The organism is Agromyces lapidis, from assembly GCF_009749405.1.
Classification (GTDB): Bacteria; Actinomycetota; Actinomycetes; order Actinomycetales; family Microbacteriaceae; genus Agromyces; species Agromyces lapidis.
Window position 1 is genome coordinate 1 of record NZ_WBIQ01000015.1, and the last position, 849, is coordinate 849.

General features: G+C 63.1%; 1 protein-coding gene. It reads right to left on the reverse strand.

Annotated elements, in window-relative coordinates; translation table 11 throughout:
• Positions 1-846, reverse strand: an 846-nt coding sequence (gene galU / locus GQQ93_RS17810) for a UTP--glucose-1-phosphate uridylyltransferase GalU (RefSeq protein WP_157425595.1), incomplete at its 3' end; no start/stop codon positions are given.
• Between the last annotated feature and the right edge of the window lie 3 nt (positions 847-849).

Genomic DNA, 849 nt, shown 5'->3' on the forward strand with positions numbered 1-849 from the left:
ACGCAGCTCGGCACCCAGATCATCACGATCGACCGCGAGCTGGATCACGGCCTTGATGTAGTCCAACTTGTCACCCGTGTCGTACCGGCGACCACGGAACACGACCCCGTACACCCCGCCCGTGCCCGCGACATCCTCGGCCATCGTCATCAACGCGTCGGTCAACTGGATCTCACCGCCCTTGCCCGGCGGCGTCTCGGCCAGCACACCGAACACCTCGGGCTTGAGCACATACCGGCCGATCACCGCATAGTTCGACGGCGCGACCTCCTTCGCCGGCTTCTCCACCAGACCCGTGATCCGCACCACATCCGGGTCATCGGTCACCTCGACCGCCGCCGCACCATACAAATGGATCTGATCCGGATCGACCTCCAACAACGCCACGATCGACGCATCCCGCTTGACCTGCTCATCCAGCATCCGCGTCAGCAACTCATCCCGGGCGTCGATGATGTCATCACCCAGCAGCACCGCGAACGGCTCATCACCCACATGCATATGCGCCCGATGCACCGCATGCCCGAGCCCCAACGGGTCACCCTGCCGCACATAATGCATGTCCGCCAGATCAGTCGACTCGTTCACCTTCTGCAGCTTCGCGGTATCACCCTTCCGCTCCAGGGTCGCCTCCAACTCCGCGACCCGATCGAAGTGATTCTCCAACGCGTTCTTGTTCCGACCCGTGATCATCAACACATCAGTCAGACCAGCCGCAACCGCCTCCTCGACCACATACTGGATCGCCGGCTTGTCCACCACCGGCAGCATCTCCTTCGGCATCGCCTTCGTCGCCGGCAGGAACCGAGTCCCCAACCCCGCCGCAGGAATGACCGCCTTCGTGATCCG